The following is a 318-nucleotide window of genomic DNA, read 5'->3' as shown; positions in this document are numbered from 1 at the left end:
AATGCCACCACACTCAGCGGAGTAGGGCGCAAACCCCAATGCAGACCCATCACCAGCCACAGCGGCCCTGCAAGACAACCGGCCACCTCGATCCAGGGACGAAGCGGACCTTGCACAGGCCGCAACGCCAACCAGGCGAGGATGAGCAGATAGATTCCGCAGGCAATCCATGTAGCTGCGGGATGAGGTGGCATCACCGGTTGCGCCTGCGGCGCCGCTCCCGCCGGCACGATCAACGCAGCCGGCCACCGGGCACGCAATTGATCGCGCAGCGTCAGCATCGTTTCCGCGCTGGCACCGTCGGGCAGATGGAAGAAC

Annotated in this window: 1 protein-coding gene; it reads right to left on the bottom strand. The window is 64.8% G+C overall.

Annotated features, from left to right (window positions below; all coding sequences use genetic code 11):
• A partial coding sequence (locus tag QQK25_RS23450) for a hypothetical protein (protein ID WP_284190117.1) occupies window positions 1-318 on the bottom strand: 318 nt, incomplete at both ends.

The sequence above is a fragment of the Zoogloea oryzae genome (assembly GCF_030161255.1).
Taxonomy (GTDB): Bacteria; Pseudomonadota; Gammaproteobacteria; order Burkholderiales; family Rhodocyclaceae; genus Zoogloea; species Zoogloea oryzae.
This window is presented reverse-complemented; position numbering and strand designations above follow the sequence as displayed.